At 70.3% G+C, this 19,531-nt stretch carries 16 protein-coding genes; 14 read left to right on the plus strand and 2 right to left on the minus strand.

The genetic code is table 11. The annotated features are described in order from the left end of the window. Nucleotides 1-66: 66 nt before the first annotated feature. The 8 genes from VFZ92_RS19905 (at nt 67) to VFZ92_RS19940 (ending at nt 8,658) form a co-directional block, all read left to right on the plus strand. Nucleotides 67-306 carry an acyl carrier protein gene (locus VFZ92_RS19905; RefSeq protein WP_330877480.1) on the plus strand — a complete coding sequence of 80 codons (240 nt, stop codon included), beginning with the start codon at nt 67-69 and terminating at the stop codon, nt 304-306. A gap of 7 nt (nt 307-313) precedes the next feature. Further along, nucleotides 314-1,057 (plus strand): SDR family NAD(P)-dependent oxidoreductase, encoded by a 744-nt coding sequence (locus VFZ92_RS19910; RefSeq protein ID WP_330877572.1) that lies wholly within the window; start codon nt 314-316, stop codon nt 1,055-1,057. Then, nucleotides 1,054-2,457, plus strand: a complete 1,404-nt coding sequence (locus tag VFZ92_RS19915; RefSeq protein WP_330877481.1) for an AMP-binding protein — start codon at nt 1,054-1,056, stop codon at nt 2,455-2,457. Before VFZ92_RS19910 ends, VFZ92_RS19915 begins: the two co-directional genes overlap by 4 nt. Nucleotides 2,458-2,462: 5 nt before the next feature. Next, on the plus strand, nt 2,463-3,521 hold the full coding sequence (locus VFZ92_RS19920) for an acyl-protein synthetase (protein ID WP_330877573.1): 1,059 nt from the start codon (nt 2,463-2,465) through the stop codon (nt 3,519-3,521). Beyond that, the gene (locus tag VFZ92_RS19925; RefSeq protein WP_330877482.1) at nt 3,518-4,750 is read left to right on the plus strand and encodes an acyl-CoA reductase; all 1,233 of its coding nucleotides are present in this window, start codon (nt 3,518-3,520) and stop codon (nt 4,748-4,750) included. The genes VFZ92_RS19920 and VFZ92_RS19925 overlap by 4 nt, the downstream gene beginning before the upstream one ends. A gap of 68 nt (nt 4,751-4,818) precedes the next feature. Then, the gene (locus tag VFZ92_RS19930) at nt 4,819-5,805 is read left to right on the plus strand and encodes a lysylphosphatidylglycerol synthase transmembrane domain-containing protein (RefSeq protein WP_330877483.1); all 987 of its coding nucleotides are present in this window, start codon (nt 4,819-4,821) and stop codon (nt 5,803-5,805) included. Nucleotides 5,806-6,183: 378 nt separating this feature from the next. Continuing rightward, nucleotides 6,184-7,806 carry a hypothetical protein gene (locus VFZ92_RS19935; protein WP_330877574.1) on the plus strand — a complete coding sequence of 541 codons (1,623 nt, stop codon included), beginning with the start codon at nt 6,184-6,186 and terminating at the stop codon, nt 7,804-7,806. 129 nt (nt 7,807-7,935) lie between these two features. After that, the gene (locus VFZ92_RS19940) at nt 7,936-8,658 is read left to right on the plus strand and encodes a DapH/DapD/GlmU-related protein (RefSeq protein ID WP_330877484.1); all 723 of its coding nucleotides are present in this window, start codon (nt 7,936-7,938) and stop codon (nt 8,656-8,658) included. Between the two features lie 57 nt (nt 8,659-8,715). Here VFZ92_RS19940 and VFZ92_RS19945 read toward each other — a convergent pair whose 3' ends face one another. Continuing rightward, nucleotides 8,716-9,528, minus strand: a complete 813-nt coding sequence (locus tag VFZ92_RS19945) for an HAD family hydrolase (RefSeq protein ID WP_330877485.1) — start codon at nt 9,526-9,528, stop codon at nt 8,716-8,718. Nucleotides 9,529-9,608: 80 nt separating this feature from the next. On the opposite strand from VFZ92_RS19945, the gene VFZ92_RS19950 reads away from it, so the two are divergent. Beyond that, nucleotides 9,609-10,511, plus strand: a complete 903-nt coding sequence (locus VFZ92_RS19950; RefSeq protein WP_330877486.1) for an LLM class flavin-dependent oxidoreductase — start codon at nt 9,609-9,611, stop codon at nt 10,509-10,511. Here VFZ92_RS19950 and VFZ92_RS19955 read toward each other — a convergent pair. Then, nucleotides 10,486-12,306, minus strand: a complete 1,821-nt coding sequence (locus VFZ92_RS19955) for a PIG-L family deacetylase (protein ID WP_330877487.1) — start codon at nt 12,304-12,306, stop codon at nt 10,486-10,488. The genes VFZ92_RS19950 and VFZ92_RS19955 overlap by 26 nt on opposite strands. A 223-nt stretch (nt 12,307-12,529) precedes the next feature. Between VFZ92_RS19955 and VFZ92_RS19960 the strand changes: the two genes are divergently transcribed. From VFZ92_RS19960 to VFZ92_RS19980, 5 genes are all read left to right on the plus strand, one after another. Continuing rightward, nucleotides 12,530-13,522: a glycosyltransferase family 2 protein gene (locus VFZ92_RS19960; protein ID WP_330877488.1), complete on the plus strand. Its 993-nt coding sequence runs from the start codon at nt 12,530-12,532 to the stop codon at nt 13,520-13,522. Further along, a complete protein-coding gene (locus VFZ92_RS19965; protein ID WP_330877489.1) occupies nt 13,519-13,926 on the plus strand; it encodes a GtrA family protein in 408 nt (135 codons plus the stop codon). Before VFZ92_RS19960 ends, VFZ92_RS19965 begins: the two co-directional genes overlap by 4 nt. After that, on the plus strand, nt 13,923-16,028 hold the full coding sequence (locus tag VFZ92_RS19970) for a hypothetical protein (protein WP_330877490.1): 2,106 nt from the start codon (nt 13,923-13,925) through the stop codon (nt 16,026-16,028). Before VFZ92_RS19965 ends, VFZ92_RS19970 begins: the two co-directional genes overlap by 4 nt. Before the next feature lie 56 nt (nt 16,029-16,084). After that, a complete protein-coding gene (gene glf, locus VFZ92_RS19975; RefSeq protein WP_330877491.1) occupies nt 16,085-17,266 on the plus strand; it encodes a UDP-galactopyranose mutase in 1,182 nt (393 codons plus the stop codon). A gap of 250 nt (nt 17,267-17,516) precedes the next feature. Beyond that, on the plus strand, nt 17,517-19,493 hold the full coding sequence (locus tag VFZ92_RS19980; RefSeq protein WP_330877492.1) for a glycosyltransferase: 1,977 nt from the start codon (nt 17,517-17,519) through the stop codon (nt 19,491-19,493). Nucleotides 19,494-19,531: the final 38 nt, after the last annotated feature.

Genomic DNA, 19,531 nt, shown 5'->3' on the forward strand with positions numbered 1-19,531 from the left:
GGCCGCCGACTCGCGGGCGCCAGCACCCGCGCTGGACGTCGCAGGCCAGGACACGGGAGAACTCAGATGGACTTGCAGCAACGGCTGCGCAGCACCTTCGTCGAAGCGCTCGCGCTCGGTGAGGACGTCGACGTCGAGAACCTGAAGTACCGCGAGATCGAGGAGTGGGACTCGGTCGGCCACATGGCGCTCGTCGCGGCGATCGAGGACGAGTTCGACGTCCAGTTCGACACCGACCAGGTCATCGACATGAGCAGCTTCAAGGTCGCGCTCGACATGCTGCGGGTACTGGGTGCCGGTGACTGACGTGCGGATCGACCTGTCCGGTCGGGTGGCGGTCGTCACCGGGGGCACCAGGGGCATCGGGCTGGCCACCGCGGACGCGCTCGCCGCGTCCGGCGCGACCGTCGTGCTGACCGGTCGGGACGACACCGCGGCGAAGCAGCGGGCGGGCGAGCTGGCCGAACGGCACGGGGCCGCGGTCAGCGGCCTGGCGCTGGACGTCACGGACCCGGCAGCGGTCAAGGACCTGTTCCGGGGCGTCGCGAAGGAGCACGGCCGGATCGACGCGCTCGTCGCCAGCGCGGGGGTGCTGGAGGGCGCGCTGATCGGGATGATCGGCGACGACCACGTCGACCGCATGCTCAGCACGAACGTCAGCGGCACCATCGCGACCGTGCAGGCCGCGGCGCGCGCCATGATGCGCAAGAAGACCGGGTCGATCGTGCTGCTCGCGTCGATCGTGGGCGAGCGCGGCAACGCCGGGCAGCTGGTCTACGCGGCCACCAAGGCCGCTGTCGCGAGCATCGCCCGGTCGTCGGCGAAGGAGCTGGGCCGCTACGGCATCAGGGTCAACGCGGTCGCTCCCGGCGTGATCAAGACCGACCTCACCGCGGGCCAGTCCGACGACGTGCTCGAACGGATCACCAGGGACACCGCGCTGAGCAGGCTCGGCGAGGCCGACGAGGTCGCGCGGGTGATCCGCTTCCTGGTCAGCGACGACGCGTCGTTCGTGACCGGTCAGGTGCTCGGCGTCGACGGGGGGCTCGTGCTGTGAGCCTGCTCGGCGACGGCGCTCGGCTGGTCGACGCGGCGGACGGCACGGAGCTGGCGGGCGCTGACCTGCGGTCACGGGTCGACGCGCTGGCCGCCGAGCTGGCGGCGCTGCCCGTCGGCGTGGTGTTCGCGCGCACGGCCGTCGACGTGCCGAGCGTGCTGCGCTACCTCGCCGCGTTCACCTCGGACCGGCCCGTCGCGCTGCTGGACGCGGGCCAGGACCGGGACGTGCTGCTGGCGCTGGTCGCGGCCTTCCGCCCGGCCGCCGTGCTCGGCGCCGACGGGGTCGCACCCGACGGCTACCGGCCCGCCGAGGTGGGCGGACCGGCCTGGGTGCGCGAGGCCGCGGACGGCGTCGTGCCGCACCCGGACCTCGCCGTGCTGCTGCCCACGAGCGGCTCCACCGGCAACCCGAAGTTCGTCCGGCTGTCCAGGACGGCCGTGCTGAGCAACGCCGAGGCCATCGCCGAGGTGCTCGGCATCGGTGCCGACGAGGTCGCGCCGACGAGCCTGCCGCTGCACTACAGCTACGGCCTGTCCGTCCTGAACAGCCACCTGCTGCGCGGCGCGACCGTGGTCGTCGAGGCCACCGGCGTGATGGGCAGGCCGTTCTGGCAGGCCGTCGCCGACCACAAGATCACGTCGCTGGCCGGCGTCCCGTACCACTACGAGATGCTCAAGCGCCTGCGCTTCGACCCCGCCAAGTACCCCAGCCTGCGCACGATCACGCAGGCGGGCGGCAAGCTGCGCGACGACCTCGTCACCGAGTTCAACGACAAGATGGTCGCGGCGGGTGGGCGGATGTTCGTCATGTACGGCCAGACCGAGGCCGCGCCCAGGATGGCCACCGTGCCCGCCGAGAAGCTGGCCGAGAAGCTCGGCTCCGCGGGCCCCGCGCTCCCCGGTGGCGCGTTCACGATCCGCACCGGGGCCGGGGCGGAGACGACCGAACCCGGCGTCGTGGGCGAGGTGCTCTACCGCGGGCCGAACGTGATGATGGGCTACGCGGAGTCGGAGGCCGAGCTGGCCGACGGCGACTCGCGCGGCGGCGTGCTGGAGACCGGGGACCTCGGCAGGCTCGACGAGGACGGCTACCTCTTCATCACCGGCAGGCTCAAGCGCATCGGCAAGGTGTTCGGCAACCGCGTCAACCTCGACGACCTGGAACAGATCGTGCGGGGGGCGGGGTTGGACACGGGTGCGGTGGCCGCGGTGCCCGCGGGCGACAAGGTGGTCGTCTGGCTGGAGGACCGCGGTGCCGACACGCGCAAGGCGGTCGCCCGCGAACTCGCGGAGAAGCTGCACATGCACGTGTCAGGATTCGACGTGCGGGAGGTCGACGCCCTGCCCCTGCTGGCCAGCGGCAAGGTCGACTACCGCTCCCTGGAGGGACGGGCGTGACAGCGATCGTTGAGGGTGTTTTCGGGCTGGGCCAGGCCGAGCGCGAGGCGGCCCTGCTGCCCGCGCTGACGGAGCTGACCGAGCACCACCGGGCGCACTGCGAGCCGTACGACCGGATCCTCGGCTCGCTGGGCCACGCCCGCGGTGCCGGGTTCGACTCCGTCGAGCAGGTGCCGTGGCTGCCCGTGCGCATGTTCAAGCACCACGTGCTCAAGAGCGTGCCGGACGACGAGGTCTTCAAGGTCCTGACGTCGTCGGGCACGACCGGCGCCGAGGTGTCCCGGATCTACCTGGACAAGGAAGCCGCGGCCGACCAGCCCCGCTACCTCGGCCGCACGCTCCAGGCCGTGCTGGGCGACAAGCGGCTGCCGATGCTCATGGTGGACACCATCGGCATCATCAAGAACCGCCGCTCGTTCTCCGCGCGCGGCGCGGGCGTGCTGGGCATGGCGAACTTCGGCCGCAAGCACGTCTACGCGCTGGACGAGGACGACCAGCCGGACGTCGAGGCCGTCAAGGGCTTCCTCGCGGCGCACGGCGACGAGCCGTTCCTCATCTTCGGCTTCACCTTCATGGTGTGGCAGTACCTCTACGAGGTCGCGCGCGAGCACCGGCTCGACCTGTCCAACGGGATCCTGGTCCACTCCGGCGGCTGGAAGAAGCTGATCGACCGCTCGGTCGACAACGCCGAGTTCCGCCGCGCGTTCGCGAACGACACCGGGCTGACCCGGATCCACAACTACTACGGCATGGTCGAGCAGCTCGGCACCGTGTTCGTCGAGGGCCCGTCGGGGAACTCCCTGTACTGCCCCGACTTCGCCGACGTGGTGGTCCGGGACCCGGAGACGTGGGCCGAGCAGCCGGTCGGCGTGCCGGGCGTGATCGAGGTGGTCAGCACCGTGCCGCGCTCGTACCCCGGCCACGTGCTGCTCACCGAGGACCTCGGCGTGGTGCACGGGATCGACGACGGCGACTGGCCGGGCAAGCGCTTCTCCGTGCTCGGCAGGCTGCCGCGCGCCGAGGCCCGCGGTTGTTCGGACACGTTCAGCGGAGGAGCGGCGTGAGCAAGGTCCAGCAGCGTTTCCCGGCCGGGCCGGACGTCGAGGTCGACAGCCTCGTGGCCGAGCTGTCCGGCGAGCCGGCGAACGGCAGGCTGAAGGTCGGTGACGAGCGGGTCGTCGACTTCCTGGTGAAGTTCGCGCGCAAGCTGCTCGCGCCCGCGACCGCCCGGCGCTACCCGGAGCTCGCCTCGCTCGGGTTCTTCCTGCGCCGGGGCGAGATCGCCAAGGCACTGTCCACGATGGACACCGGGGCCGACGCGCTGAGGTTCCCGCGCGGCCTCGTGTTCCACGTGCCACCGGCCAACGTGGACACCATCTTCGTCTACTCGTGGGCGTTGTCCGCGCTGGCGGGCAACCCCAACGTGGTGCGCATCTCGTCGCGCTCGGCCGGTGCCGCGGAGACCGTGGTCGAGGCGCTCAACGAGGCGCTCGCGGACGCGGACCCGATCATCGCGCAGACCCAGCGCATGGTCACCTACGGCCGGGACGACGCCGTGACCGCCGCCCTGTCGGCCGCGTGCGAGCTGCGGGTGATCTGGGGCGGCGACCGGTCCGTGACCGAGCTGCGCAAGCACCCGCTCGCGGCGAGCGCCCGCGACCTCACCTTCCCCGACCGCGCGTCGTTCGCCGCGATCTCGGTGGCCGGGTGGCAGGCCGCGACACCCGAGCAGCGGCGCGACGCCGTGGTCGGGTTCTACAACGACTCGTACTGGTTCGACCAGGCCGCCTGCTCCTCCCCGCGCACGCTGTTCTGGGTCGGCGACGACGCCGCGGCCCGGCTCGGGCGCGAGGAGTTCCGCGGCCTGCTCGGCGAGGTGGTCGCGGGCAAGCACTTCACCGTCGAACCCGCGATGGCCGTGCAGAAGCGGGTGTCCGCCTACGGCGTCGCCGCGCAGGGCCACGCGACCGAGATCCGCTTCGACGGCAACGCCGTGGCGACCCTCGAACTCGTCGACCCGTCGGCCGTGCCGAGGGAGTGGCTCGGCGTCGGTACCTTCCCCCAGGCGACCCTGGGCAGCCTGGCCGAGTTCGCGGGCCTCGTGCGGCGCAAGGACCAGACGTTGAGCACGTTCGGCTTCTCCCGCGACGAGCTCATCGGCTTCGCGCGCGCGGTGGCGGGGCGCGGGATCGACCGGATCGTGCCCTTCGGGTCCGCCCTCAGTTTCGCCGCGGTCTGGGACGGCTACGATCTGCTGTCCGAGTTCAGCAGGCTCACCACGGTCAGCGTCTGAGCCCGATGCCCGTGCCGCCGAAAAGCCCTGCCGCGCATGGCAACACCAGCGACTCTCCCGGAGAGCAGATGACGACCGCCGAAGCCGAGGTCCCAGCAACCGAAGCCGCCGCAGCACCGAGGTCGACCAAGGCCTTGATCATCACATGGGCCCGCAGGCTGATGGTGGTCATCGTCATCGGGTTCGCGACCTACGCGCTGGTCACGAAGTGGAACGAGGTCTGGCACACGCTGGCCGCCGTCGCCTGGCAGTCGAGCCTGCTCAGCCAGCTCGCCGTCATGGCGGCGATCCTGTTCAACACGATCGCCTGGCAGACCATCGTGGACGACCTCGGCAAGCCGATCGGCATCTTCCGCGGTGCGCAGATCTGCCTCGTCGGCGGCCTCGGCAAGTACGTGCCGGGCTCGGTGTGGGCGTACCTGCTCCAGATGGAACTCGGCCGCAAGGCCGGGCTGCCGCGCGCCCGGATCTTCACCGGCTCGCTCGTGCAACTCGGCATCGCGACCGTGGCCTCGCTGCTGCTCGGCATCATCGCGCTGCCGGTGATCTTCGCGGAGACCCCGCAGGCGCTGTGGCTGTTCGCCCTGCTGCCGATCGGTCTCGCCGCGCTGCACCCGAAGATCCTCACCTGGGGCACCTCGCTGGTGCTCAAGACGCTGCGCCGCCCGCCGCTCGACCACCGGTTGAAGTGGTCGACCATCGGCAAGGTGCTCGGCTTCTCCCTGCTCGCGTACGCGGCGTTCGGCTCGCACATGTGGCTGCTGGCGAACTCGGTCGGCGCTCCCGGCGTGAGCGGCCTGCTGCTGTGCATCGGCGCGATGGCCATCAGCATGACGGCCGGTCTGTTCGCGTTCTTCCTGCCGTCGGGCGCGGGCGTCCGCGAGGCCGTCATCGTCGCGGTGCTGGCCGCCAGCGGCATCGACCCGGTGCAGGGCCTCGCCTTCGCCGTGGCGTCGCGGTTGATGTTCATCGTGGCCGACGTGGTCACCGCGGGCACGGCCGCCACCATCGCGACCCTCCGCCGTCGGGCTGCGCTGGCGGCGCACGGGGCGTGACGTTCCACCTTTTCCGCGCCCCCCGAGCCCACGCGCTCGGGGGGCGTTGTTCTGCGGTGGGCAAGAATGGCCTGCCGGTGCGCGCCGAGCAACACCATCGGTTTGGCGATTCGGTTCGTTACACCGATTGATGTGTTGTTGGGAAGTTGTGAATGAACTACGGATGTTCACGACTGATCTGAAGATTCTGCTTTTCAACCCGCCATTTTTCGGGCACTCTGGGACGCGGTTCTGCTGACGCGAGTGCCGGTGGGGATTGCCTCGCGTCACCATTCATCGTTACGGGGGGTTAGAACACGCATGTCTTCTCGTCGTTCTCTCTCGCTGGTCGCTGCCGTTTTGGCGACCACCGCGAGTCTTCTTCCGGCCTTGGCCGGAGTGGCAGGCGCCGATCCGGCCTCGACGGCTCCGTCGTCGTCCGCGGTCGCCACGCCGACCGAGTCCAGCACCACGCCACCTGCGGAGACCTCGGCTTCGACGCCGACCTCCAGCTCGGAGGCGCCCGCGCCCACCAAGGCCGAGACGGCCGCCCCCGAGGCGGCTCCGAAGGCCGCGGCCACCGCGGCCGACCCGTGGGAGCAGTCCCCGGTGTACAGCAAGTGGCAGCAGCTCGGCGGCGCGGCGTTCGCGGGTGACCTGGTCGGCGCCGAGGTCGTCCAGGCCAACGGCATCCGTTATGCCAAGTTCTCCAAGAACGTCACGATCACCCACGACGCAGCGAATGGCGCGCACTGGTTCTCGGGTGCCATCGCCGGCGTGTGGAATGGCACCACCAGTGGTCCGGACGGCGCAGTCAGCGTGGCGACCATGGACCAGGTCCCCGTTTCGCGCGGTTTCCAGGCGGGTGCGGCCTCCGCGTTCAGCAACGGGGTGTCCGTGTACTACTCCGACGCCTACGGCGCATTTCCCATCAGCGGGGCGATGCGGCAGAAGTACTGGGCGTACGGCAGCGTCAACGGCACGTTCGGCTGGCCGACCACCATCGAGGGCGCCTGGGCCGACCCCAACGGGGGCGCGACCCAGATCACGTCGCAGAACTTCAGCGAGGCGGTCACCCTCTTCAAGGGCCCGAGCGGCCAGGCCTACTGGATCAGCGGCGCGCTGCGCGAGAAGTACCTCTCCGCCGACGGTCCGGTGGGCTTCAACGGTTCGCTCACCGGTGACCAGACGGCCAGCGCGGGCTCCGGCTGGTTCGTCGGCACCGAGACGGGCACCATCTACTGGTCGCCCAGCACGTCCGCGGTCAGGCTCGAAGGCCCGATCAACGCCAAGTACTGGTCCGAGGGCGGCCCCAACGGCCGCTTCGGCTACCCGTTCGCCGACGTCGACAAGATCGGCGACGGCCAGTTCGCGAGCTTCACCAACCAGGTCACCATCTTCCACTCGGACACGAAGGGCACGCACTGGATCAGCGGTGCGCTGCGCGCGAAGCTCGACGCCCTCGGCGGCGTGACGGGTCCGCTCGGCTTCCCGACGTCGGACCAGTACGCGACCAACGGCCCGAACGGCCTGTACGTGCTGTTCGGTCCGAACAAGGTGATCCTCTGGGGTGCGAGCACCGGCGCCTTCCTGGTCCGGGACCAGTACCTGGCCAAGCTGCGCGCCGACGGCGACGTCTACTACTACGGCCTGCCGATGACCGAGGTCGGTCCTGTCGGCCCGTACCAGTTCCAGCAGTTCCAGGCCGCGACGATCTTCGACGGCAACGGCCGCTCCACGGTCACCCTCGGGTGGGACTTCCGTGAGGTGTGGTGGTACCTCGGCGGCACCAGCAGCCCGCTCGGCTACGCCCAGTACGACTACGAGAGCTGGGGCAACAACCAGTTCTACCAGCAGTTCGACTACGGCTACGTGCTGTGCGACTACAACGAGAACATCTGCTACTACGACTACAGCGGTGCTTCGGCGAGGTCCGCGTCGGGCACCGCGAAGCCCGACGTCGAGCAGGTCCGCCGCGAGGCCGACAAGATCTCGATCAACGGTGGCGGCCCGCGCGGCTGACACCTCGTGACCACAGGGGCCGGTGCGCACTCCAGCGCACCGGCCCCCGTGCTTTCCCGGCGCGCGGGCCGGGGCCGCCGACCGCCCCGTAAACTGGCCGACCGGCGTCGTCGGATCCCAAGGAGCAGCGTGAGTCACGTTCATCCCAGTGCCGTCATCGGTGACGGAGTAGAGCTCGGTGAGCGGGTCACCATCGGGCCGAACGCGGTCGTGCTCGGTCCCGCGAAGATCGGTGACGACTGCTGGATCGGTCCCGGCTGCGTGATCGGCACCCCGCCGGAGCTCAGCAGCGAGCCGCACAACCGCGCGTGGGACGGCGAACTCGCGCACAGCGGTGTCGAGATCGGCCCGCGCACGGTGGTGCGCGAGCTGAGCACCATCCACCAGGGCAGCTACCGCCCGACCAGGGTCGGCGCCGACTGCTGGCTGCTCAACCGCGTGTACGTCGCGCACGACGGCCAGGTCGGCGACGGCGTGACGCTGTCCGCGGGGACCAGCCTCGGCGGCCACGTCCAGATCGGCGACCGGGTCAACGTCGGGATGAACGCCGTGGTGCACCAGCGCCGCGTGATCGGACCGGGCGCGATGGTCGGCATGGGCGGCGCGGTGACCAAGGACGTGCCGCCGTTCGCCATGGCCTACGGGAACCCGGCCAGGCTGAACGGGGTGAACGCGGTCGGCATGACGCGCTCCGGCATGGGTGAGGACGTGGTGCGCCTGCTCGCCGCGGCCTACGCCGAACTGCTGGTGCCCGCCGACCTGCCGGAGGAGCTGCGGGAGGCGTTCGCCTGGTGGTTCGAGGTGAAGCCCGCGAAGCCGCTGGCGTCGAGCGAGGCTGCTCTGCCGCTGTAACCGCGCACCGACGGCGGTCCCGGTTCGCGGCACGAACCGGGACCGCCGTCGCCGCGGTCAGAACCAGCGTTCGAGCACCAGCGCCACGCCGTCCTCCACGTGCGAGGCCGTCACCTCGTCCGCCACGTCCAGCGCCTCCTGGTGCGCGTTCGCCATCGCCACCCCGTGGCCCGCCCAGGACAGCATCGGCACGTCGTTCGGCATGTCCCCGAACGCGATCACGTCCGCCGCACCCACCCCGAACCGCTCGGCCACGTCGGCCAGGCCCGAGGCCTTCGTCACGTTCGGCGCGGAGATCTCGATCAGCCCCGCGTTGCTCGAGTACGTGACCTCGACCTCGTCGCCGAGCAGCGAGGTCGCCGCCAGCGCCATCTCCGCGCTCGTCATCTTCTCGTGGCCTACCAGCAGTTTGATCGCCGGGTGCCCCAGCACCTCGGCCCTGGTCACCTCGCGGTGGTCGCTGTCGCCCCACGGGTGCCGGTAGGCGGTCTCGGCGACGAACGGCTGGACGTCGTCGTCGAGCGCCCTGGCGCCGACGCGCTCGGTCGCCACCGCGCAGCCGGGCAGCGCGGCGTCCAGCACGTTCGCGAGGTCCGCGAGCCGCACCGGGTCGAGCCCGACCTGCCACACGACGCGGTCCGCCCCGATGTCGTAGAGCACCGCGCCGTTGGCGCACACCGCGTAGCCGGTCGTCCCCGCCCCCTGCGCGACCACGGGCACCCAGCGGGGTGGGCGGCCCGTGACCAGCACGAACGGGGTGCCCGACGCGTGCACCCTGCCGATCGCGGACGCGGTTCGCCCACTCACCCGCTCGTCGAGCCCGAGCAGCGTTCCGTCAACGTCCGAGGCAACCAACCGAGGTCTCTCCACCTGCCCATAGTGCCTTGTGCGCGGGAGTGGTCGGTGAACGCCGCTTCGCCTCCCGCCGACGGTCTCGTTACTGTCTCCGGGTGCGCATTGGCATCGTGATCTTGCCCGAACACCGCTGGTGGGTGGCTGAACCGAAGTGGCGGGGAGCCGAGGAACTGGGGTTCCACCACGCGTGGACCTACGACCACCTCGGGTGGCGCAGCCTGGTCGACGGCCCGTGGTTCTCGGCGGTCCCGACCCTCACCGCCGCCGCGACGGTCACCTCGCGCATCCGCCTCGGCACCTTCGTGGCCAGCCCGAACTTCCGGCACCCCGTGCCCTTCGCGCGGGAGCTGCTGACCGTCGACGACATCTCCGACGGCCGCCTGACCCTCGGCGTCGGCGCGGGCGGCGCGGGCTACGACACCACCGTGCTGGGTGCCGAGCCGGTCACGCCGGGGGAGCGCACGGCCAGGTTCGGCGAGTTCGTCGAGCTGCTCGACCAGCTCCTGACCAGGGAGCGCACCACCTTCCGCGGGGAGCACTTCGCCGCGGAGGAGGCCCGCGGCGCGCCGGGCTGCGTGCAGCGCCCGAGGCTGCCGTTCCTGATCGCGGCCAACGGCCCCAGGGCCATGGGGATCGCCGCCCGCTACGGCACCGGGTGGGTCACCACCGGGCCGTCGACCGAGGACGTCGAAGCGTGGTGGCGCGGGGTCGCCGACGCCGCGGACAGGTTCGACGACACCCTGGCCTCGATCGGCCGGGAACGCGCGACGGCGGACCGCTACCTCAACCTCGACTCGGCGCCGGTGTACTCGCTGACCAGCGTCGAGTGCTTCCGCGACGCCGTCGGCCGCGCCCGTGGGCTGGGCTTCACCGACGCCGTCGCGCACTGGCCCCGTGCGGACGGCGTCTTCGCGGGCCGTGAGTCCGTGCTCGAACAGGTCGCGGCGGACGTCCTCCCCGAGCTGACCGGGGCTAGCCCGCCGACCGCCACCCGCTGAACTCGGCGTCGGTGCGCGCCTGCGCGTTCACCCGCAGCCGCGCGTCCGGGCCGATCGCCAGCACCATCGCGCAGGACTTCACGTCGGTCAGCACCGTCGGGTGGTCGACCGTGTCGCCGTTCATGCCGGACCACGGTTCGAACTCGCCGTCGGCCCGCTCGCGGGTGATCGCCACCTTGCCCCTGTCGTCCCGTCCGACCAGGACCAGCCTGCCGTCGCGCGACACCCCCGCGACGTCCCCGGCCCCACCGGGTCCGGGGTGGACGGTCGGTGTGGACCAGCCCGTCGCGCTCCGCCTGCTGATGGCGACCTCACCGGTGTTCGCCACCCGGTAGGCCAGCGCGTTCGAGCCGATCGCGACGGGTGCGCCCGCGGGTGCGACCGAGCCGAACGGCCGCCAGTCGCCCTGCCAGCGCACGAGCCCGTCGGTGCCCATCGCGAACAGCTCCACGCCGTCCGGTCCGCTCACCGCGGCGAGCCCGTCGCGGAACCCGGACCCGCCGAGGTCGGTCCACCCGTCCGGCCACGAGCCGGACCGCTCCTGCTCCAGCCTGCTGACCCCGCCCCTGCCGTTGAGCACGAACGCCGCCAGCCGCCCGTCGGCCAGCGCGACGACCGTCGGCGCGGACACCCCGTCGCTGCCGTCCGGGCTGCCGAGGTCGGTCCACCGGCCTCCGCGCCAGCACGCGATCGTGTCGTCGTCCCGCCGGAGACCGCAGGCCTCCAGGCCGTTGCGGCCGGTGGCGACGGCCACACCCGGCGCGAGCGGCCCGCCGGGGTCGCCGAGGTCCGCGTGCTGCCACGACTCGCCGCTCCAGGCCCGCAGCCCGCCCGCGAGCACGGCGAACGCCCACGGTGTGCCGTGCTCGTCACGGCCTGCCCAGGACACCCCGCGCGGCCACCGCTTGTACGTCCGGCGCGGCCAGTTGTCGTAGCTGACCTGCTTGCCCAGCAGCGGGTCGTGGGCCGTGTAGCGCTTGAAGTCGGCGAGCTTCTGCCGCTGCTGGGCGGGGTCGAGGTTCACCGGCGACTGCTCGATGTTGTAGTCGCGGTAGCCGATCTCGACGAACACCGGCCGACGCGCCGAGTCGCGGTAGTTCCGCGCCGCGGCCTCGGTGAACTTGGCCGTCATCAGGTGGTCGGGGTGGTCGTAGAACGGCTTCCAGTGCGGGTAGTCCTTGCGCGGCTCGGAGTCCTGCGTGCGCACGACGGTCGGCTGGAACCGCTCCATCAGCGTCTGGAGCACGTCCAGCAGGTCGTACCGGCGGTACGAGGAGGGCTTCGCCACCAGCGAGCCGCGCGGCTGCACCGCGGTGACCCGCACCGACTCGTTCCGGTCGGACCACAGCCTGCGCAGCGCGTGCAGACCGCCGGGCGTGCGGGTGCCGTCCTCCGGCAGGTTCACGAAGATCAGCTTGATGGACGGGCGGGCGCGCAGCGAGTACTGCTCGACCTGGTGGTCCGCGTCGATCCGCAGCGGCTCGCCGATCCAGTCGTCGGCCACGTCCGCCATTGCCGCGTAGGCCGCCCGAACCCCCGCCTGCCTGCTCGCCATGTACTCGGCGGGGTCCGAGGCGTTGGCCTCCCCGGCGGTCAGGAACACTGTCACCACGGCCCGTTCGGCGCGCACGTCGTCGCGCAGGTCCGGGTTCATGAACAGCAGGTCGTCGTCCTGGTGGGCGACTACCTGGAGCGACAACGGGCTGGAACCGCGCGGGGGCTCACCGGGCCTCGGCGCGCACGCCAGCAAGAAGACCGTGAGGATCAACGCGACGAACACCCTGAGTCGTGGCACGGCGTTCACGAGGGCGAACTGTCGTTGGAGAACACACGTCCGCCCTGGTGGTGCCGTGGTGAAGCGAGGGGCAACAGGCCGCCCGCGTGACTGCGCGTAGTTTATCCGTTGAGACGACGGTGGATCCACACAGGTGTGAGCCGAGGTGGGTTGGGCAACGCACACGTCTTCCCAGACGTCCTGGGAGGTTGGTGGGTTGCACGAACCGACCGGAAAGGAACCCATGCGTTTGTCGGTCGTCATCCCGTGCTTCAACGAGGAGCGCGGTCTGGCACAGCTGCACGAGGAGCTCAGCCGGGTGCTGCCGGAGGTCGCCGAGGACTTCGAGGTCATCCTCGTCGACGACGGCAGCGCCGACGGCACGCTGCGGGAGCTGCGTGCGCTCGCGGAGTCGGACCCCCGGTTCACCTACCTGGCGCTGAGCCGGAACTTCGGCAAGGAAGCCGCGATGCTGGCCGGTCTGAGCCAGGCGCACGGCGAGGTCGTGGCGATCATGGACGCCGACCTCCAGCACCCGCCCGAGCTGCTCGGGCAGATGACGTCGCTGCTGTCCAAGGGCTACGACCAGGTCGTGGCCCGGCGGACGAGGCACGGCGAGCCGGTGCTGCGGAAGATGGTCTCCAAGCTCTACTACCGCGTGATCAACAAGGTGGTGGACGTCGAGCTGGAGGACGGTGTCGGCGACTTCCGCGTGCTGACCAGGCGCGCGGTGCAGGCGCTGCTGTCGCTGGGTGAGTACAACCGGTTCTCCAAGGGCCTGTTCGCCTGGATCGGCTTCGACACCGCGGTCGTCGACTACGAGAACGTGCTCCGCCAGGCGGGCGACAGCGCGTGGACCTTCCGCAAGCTGCTCAACTACGGCATCGACGGCGTCGTGTCGTTCAACAACCGCCCGCTGCGCCTGGCCATCTACCTCGGTGGGCTGGTGACAGCGTTGTCATTCGGCTACGCCGCGTGGCTGCTCGTCTACGCGCTGCGCGTGGGCGTCGCCGTGCCCGGCTACCTGACCCTGATGTGCGGCGTGCTCGGCCTCGGCGGCCTCCAGCTGCTGTTCCTCGGCGTGATCGGCGAGTACCTCGGCCGGATCTACTACGAGTCCAAGCAGCGGCCGCACTTCCTGGTGAAGGAGTCGAGCGGTGCGCGCCCGGTGCCGGTGACCGTGCCGCTGGGTCGGGAGACCGCCGGTGGCCAGTTCCTGGAGCGGTCGGCGCCGTGAACTGGAAGTCCACCCTGGGGAGGATCGTCCGGTTCGGCCTGGTCGGCGTCGTCAACACCGCCGTCTACTACGGGCTGTACCTGCTGTTCAAGCTCGCCCTGCCCTACCTGGCGGCCCACGTGCTCGCGTTCTGCCTGGCGATGATCGGGTCCTACTTCCTGAGCTGCTACTTCACCTTCCGCACCCGTCCGACGTGGAAGAAGTTCCTGCTCTTCCCCCTGTCCAACGCCACCAACTTCGTCATCAGCACGGCAGGCCTCTACCTGCTCGTCGGCTGGTTCGGGATGAACCAGCAGATCGCGCCGCTGGTCGCCGCCGCGGCCGCGATCCCGCTCACCTTCGTGGTGGCCCAGTTCGTCCTCATCGACCGCAGCGTCGAAGTCGAAAGAGAGCTCAAGCCTTGATCTCGGCAGCCCGCAGGCCGCTCCACGGTGGGGTGGTCGCCTCCGGCGTGTGCCTCGTGGTCGTCCTGCTCGCCCAGCTCCCGTTCCTGCGCAACCGGTTCTTCTACGTCTGGGACGACAGCTCGGCGCAGTTCCTCCCCTCGTGGCACTACCTGGGTCAGCAGTTCGTCGCCGGTGACTGGCCGAAGCTGATGTCACCGGACAACTGGGTCGGCGGCAACTTCGCCGGTGAGGCCCTCTTCGGCCTGTGGAACCCGGTCAACGTCGCCAACTACGTGCTGGTCTCGCGGTTCGACGACCTCGCCCTCGCCGCGCTCGTGGTGAAGACCGAGTTCCTGACGCTGCTCGCGCTCGGCACGTACCTGCTGGTCAGGGAGTACGGCGCGGGACGCGGCGCCGCCGCTGTCATCGCCGTCGCGCTCCCCTTCGGCGGGTTCACCCTCTACTACGACGCGGGGTCGTGGGCCGCCGGTCTGATGGCCTTCGCCTGGATCCCGTTCACCTGGTGGTCCGCCCGCCGGGTGGCCAGGGGCGCGGGCAGCCCGCTGTGGCCGTTCCTCTTCGGCGCGCTGGCGGTGACGACCGGCAACCCGTACGGCCTGCTCGGCGTGTGCGCGGTGCTGTTCGCGCTGCTGGTCGAGTCGTGGTTCGCCCGAGACCGGGCGGCCGTGGTCAGGGTGTTCGTCGTCGGTGTGCTGGTCGGGCTGGTCGTGCCGCTGGTCTACCTGCCCCTGCTCGGCACCTCGTCGGTGACGGACCGGGCCGGTCAGGGCTTCGCCAGCACCGGGCTGCTGGTGCCCGCGCTGTCGGACTTCCTGAGCATGAGCACACCGAGCCACCTGCCTGCGATCTGGACGTTCGCCAACCCCCTCCGGCTCAGCGTGCCGGGCGTGTACTTCGCCTGGTTCGTCGTGCCCCTGCTGCCCTGGCTGGACTGGGGCGTGCTGCGCCGCCGGTGGCGGGAGCTGCTCGGGGTCTTCGTCGTGATGGGCGGCTACCTGCTGTTCGCGATCGGGCCGTCGAACCTGTGGATGTTCCGGTTCCCGCTGCGCCACGTCGAGGTGATCTTCCTCGCCGTCGGGGTCGTGTTCGCCGTGCTGCTGAGCGGCGGACTGCGCACCGACCGGGTGCGGGCCAGGGCGCTGATCACGGCGGGCGTGCTGCTGTTCACCGGCTACCTGAGCTTCGCGGCGGACTCGTGGGGCTGGAAGCGGCACGCGGTGTCGCTCGCCCTGCTCGCCGTCGGCACGGTCCTCGCGGTGCGGCTGGCCCGCGGGCGGGGGCTGTTCGTCGTGCTCGTGGCGGGCGTCGCCGCCGCGCTGGCGCTCCAGACCGCGTGGTACCCCAAGAACGCCGACGTGGCCGACTACGGGCTGCCGAGCACGGTCTCCGAGCGGCGCGCGATGCACGACTACCAGGGCACGACCTTCCAGGTGGGCTCGGTCGTCATCGGCAACAACGGCCTGCTGCTCGACGCGCACATGGTCAGCTCGTACACCGGCATGGGCAACCGGAAGTTCAACCAGGCCACCTGCCTGAACTACGAGGGCACCACGTGCCCGCAGTCGCTGGACAAGCTGCTCAAGCCGACCGACCTGGCCGGTCAGACCCTGCTCGACCTGCTGAGGGTGGAGACGGTCGTCGTGCAGCGCGCGGTGAACGGCAGCCCGCCGGTCCCGCCGGGTTGGGAGGTCACCGAGCGCAACGATCGCATCACGGTCCTGCGGCGCGGCACCCCGCTGCCGTGGCCGGGTGGACGGATCGGCTGGACCGACGTGCAGGTCTCCTCGGACACCTCTACGGACCGTCGCGAAACCGTCCGGTTCACCGGTTCGGGCACGCTCGCGTTCGCCCGGTTGAACTGGCCCGGTTACCGTGCGGAGGTGGATGGCAAGCCCGTCGACGTGCGCGAAGGACCGGCCGGTCTGGTTCTGGTCGACGTCCGCGACGGCGGCGAGCTGACCCTCACCTGGAGCGCGCCCGGCCTCGTCCCCGGTCTGGTCGCCGCGGTGGTCGGCCTGCTCGGAGCGGTCGGGTTCAGCGTGCTCGTGGTGATCCGCCGCCGCCGGGTCGCGGACGTTTCCGCTGATCAAGCGTCGTGAGGGGAAGGCAGGGCCGAGTGGGGACCGCGGTGGGCGCACCGCTATCCTCGGGCGCCGTGAGCTTCGCTGGTTATGACCTCGTCGTTGTCGGTTCCGGATTCTTCGGCCTCACGGTTGCCGAGCGCACCGCGACCCAGCTGAACAAGCGGGTCCTGGTGCTCGAACGCCGCGAGCACATTGGTGGCAACGCCTACTCGGAGGCGGAGCCGGAGACGGGCATCGAGGTGCACCGCTACGGCGCGCACCTGTTCCACACCTCCAACAAGCGGGTGTGGGAGTACGTCAACCAGTTCACCGAGTTCACCGGGTACCAGCACCGCGTGTTCGCGAAGTACCAGGACCAGGTCTACTCGTTCCCGATGAACCTGGCGCTCATCAACCAGTTCTTCGGCAAGTCCCACACGCCGGACGAGGCGCGCGCGCTCATCGCGAAGCTCGCGAGCGAGATCGAGACCGCCGACGCGCAGAACCTGGAGGAGAAGGCGATCTCGCTGATCGGCCGTCCCCTCTACGAGGCGTTCATCCGCGGCTACACGGCCAAGCAGTGGCAGACGGACCCGAAGAACCTGCCCGCGGCCAACATCACCCGGCTGCCGGTGCGCTACAACTTCGAGAACCGCTACTTCAACGACGACTTCGAGGGCCTGCCCGTCGACGGCTACACCGCGTGGCTGGAGAAGATGGCGGAGCACGAGAACATCGAGGTCCGGCTGAACACCGACTACTTCGACGTCAAGGACGAGATCCCCGCCGGGACCCCGGTCGTCTACACCGGTCCGCTGGACCACTACTTCGACTACTCCGAGGGCCGCCTGGGCTGGCGCACCCTGGACTTCGAGCGCGAGGTCGTCGCCACGGGCGACTTCCAGGGCACCTCCGTCATGAACTACAACGACGAAGAGGTCCCCTACACGCGCATCCACGAGTTCCGGCACTTCCACCCGGAGCGGGACTACCCGAAGGACAAGACGGTCATCGTCCGGGAGTACTCGCGCTTCGCCAAGGAGGACGACGAGCCGTACTACCCGATCAACACCGCCGAGGACCGCGTCATGCTGGAGCGGTACCGCGAGCTGGCGAAGGTCGAGGCGGCGGAGCGCAACGTGCTGTTCGGCGGTCGGCTGGGCACCTACCAGTACCTCGACATGCACATGGCCATCGGTGCCGCGCTGAGCACGTTCGACAACAAGATCGCGCCGCACCTGACCGAGGGCAAGCCGATCGACGGCAGCATCTGATCAAGACCCGATGGTGATCGCCCGGTGGGACGCAGGTTTCCCGCCGGGCGATCACCGTTTGTGAACACCGTGGAACGCAAAGCGCCCGAACGGGCGTTGAACGGGCTCGTAGGTAGTATGAGGACAACGCCGCCGCACCTGATCCACGACTCGTGGCGTTCGCGGTGCGGCGAAGCACGCCATGACCCCACGTCGAACGTTCGATTCTGAACCCGAAACCGCGTTGATGGCGGTTCGCCGGAGGAAGCACGTGACCGAGCAGGCCAAGGCCGTTAGCGCCGCCGCCCCGAAGATCGAGACGACCGCTCCGGACAACAAGGTCAGCGACGTGGCTTCGGTCCGCGTCGGGGCCAAAGGAGCGGGCTTCAACCCCAACCAGGTGTTGCAGCGGGTGATCCTGCCCCGCGACGAGGACCCGCTCGACGTGCGTCCGCTGTACCTGGACGAGCCCGCGAACGTGCACAGCCACGTCGTGTCGCGCCGATCCGTGACGGTCCCCGCCTCCGCGAAGGTGTCGTTCGCGTCGTACTTCAACGCGTTCCCGGCCAGCTACTGGAAGCGCTGGACGACCGTCGAGGAGGTCGTGCTGCGCCTGGCCGTGCGCGGCTCCGGCCGCGTCGACGTGTACCGCTCCAAGCCCAGCGGCGACCACATCCACCTCGAGGGCCACGCCGTGCGCAGCCCGAAGGCGTGGACGAACCTGGAACTGCGCGTCAGCCTCAAGCCGTTCGAGGACGGCGGCTGGATCTGGTTCGACGTGTTCACCGACGACACGCCGCTGGAGATCAAGGAAGCGGCCTGGACGACGGACACGCCGCTGCCCGAGCAGAAGGTCGCCATCGGCATGACGACCATGCGCCCGATCGACGCGGTCATCGCGCTGCGGGCGCTCGGCGAGGACCCCGCGGTCCTCGACGTCGTGCAGAAGGTGTTCGTCGCCGACCAGGGCGCGGTCAAGGTCAAGGACACCCAGGGCTACGCGGAGGCGCGCAAGCTCCTCGGCGACAAACTGGAGATCATCGAGCAGGAGAACCTCGGCGGTTCGGGTGGCTTCACCCGCGGCCTGTACGAGGCGATCGAGCACACCGACGTCGCCCAGATCATGCTCATGGACGACGACATCCGCCTTGAGCCGGACGCCGTGCTGCGCTCCAACGCGTTCGCCCGCGCCTGCGCCCAGCCGGTCATCGTCGGCAGCCACATGCTGAACCTCCAGGCCCGCGCCCGGCTGCACAGCTTCGGCGAGGTCGTCGACCTGGCGACCTGCAACTGGCGCGCGGCGCCCGGCGCGGTCACCGACCACGACTTCGCCACCGACACGCTGCGCGAGACCGAAGAGCTGCACCTGCGCATCAACTCCACCTACAACGGCTGGTGGATGTGCCTGTTCCCGCGCGAGGTCGTGCAGCGCACCGGCTACCCGCTGCCGCTCTTCATCAAGTGGGACGACGCCGAGTACTCGCTGCGCGCCCTGGAACGCGGCTTCCCGACGGTGTCGCTGCCCGGTTCCGCCGTGTGGCACATGCCGTGGACGGACAAGAACGACGCCACCGACTGGCAGGCGTACTTCCACACGCGCAACCGCCTGGTCATGGCGGCGCTGCACAGCCCGTACGACATCCGCTCGACGCTGCTGAAGCAGGGCCTCAAGCTGACCCTGCGGCACCTGCTGTCGATGGAGTACTCGACGGTCGCCGTGCAGCAGAAGGCCATCGAGGACTTCCTCGCGGGCCCGAGCAAGCTGTTCGACTCGCTGCGCACCGCGCTGCCGGAGATCCAGCAGATGCGCAAGCAGTACACCGACGCCCAGATCCTCACGTCGGCCCGCGAGTTCCCGCCGCCCACCTACGACATGGTGCGCGCCGAGCAGATGCTGAAGCCGCCGGTCAACCCCGCCGTCATCGCGGCGAAGGCGTCCAAGGCCCTGCTGCACAACCTGCGCGACCCCGAGGGCTCCACCGCCGACCGCCCGCAGATCAACGTGCCCGCGACCAACGCCCGCTGGTTCCTCCTCGGCAACCTGGACAGCGCGACCGTGTCCAACGCCGACGGCAGCGGTGTCGCGTTCCGCAAGCGCGACCCCAAGGAGTTCCGCCAGCTCATGGCGCGCTCCGCCCGCAACTACCGCAGGCTCGCGCAGGAGTGGCCGCGGATGAAGAAGGTCTACCGCGACGCCCTCCCGGAGCTCACCTCCGTCGAGTCGTGGCGCAAGATCTTCGAGAACTGACGCCGTACCGCTGACACCGACCATCCCCGCGACTCGAC

Origin of the sequence: Umezawaea sp., from assembly GCF_036375055.1 — a bacterium.
Taxonomy (GTDB): Bacteria; Actinomycetota; Actinomycetes; order Mycobacteriales; family Pseudonocardiaceae; genus Umezawaea.